Consider the following 323-nt stretch of genomic DNA (forward strand, 5'->3'; position numbering starts at 1 on the left):
GGGTCGTTAGCTCAGTTGGGAGAGCATCGCCCTTACAAGGCGAGGGTCACTGGTTCAAGTCCAGTACGACCCACCATTTAATCACAATCAATCTCTTTTTCTAATCCTATTACCAAGCATCGCCACCTTTTTAACTAAAAGGCGAAGCTCACTGGTTCATCTCCAGTACAACCCACCATTTAATCACAATCAATCTCTTTTTCTAATCACTTCCTAAGTATCTATTACCAAGCATCGCCACCCTTTTAACTAAAAGGCGAAGCTCACTGGTTCATCTCCAGTACGACCCACCATTTAATCACAATCAATCTCTTTTTCTAATC

Annotated in this window: 1 tRNA gene; it reads left to right on the forward strand. The window is 42.4% G+C overall.

Features of this window, described 5'->3' with window-relative positions:
• Positions 1 to 76, forward strand: a tRNA-Val gene (locus tag BIW53_RS16640).
• Positions 77 to 323: the final 247 nt, after the last annotated feature.

The sequence above is a fragment of the Pseudoalteromonas byunsanensis genome, assembly GCF_001854475.1.
Lineage (GTDB): Bacteria > Pseudomonadota > Gammaproteobacteria > Enterobacterales > Alteromonadaceae > Pseudoalteromonas > Pseudoalteromonas byunsanensis.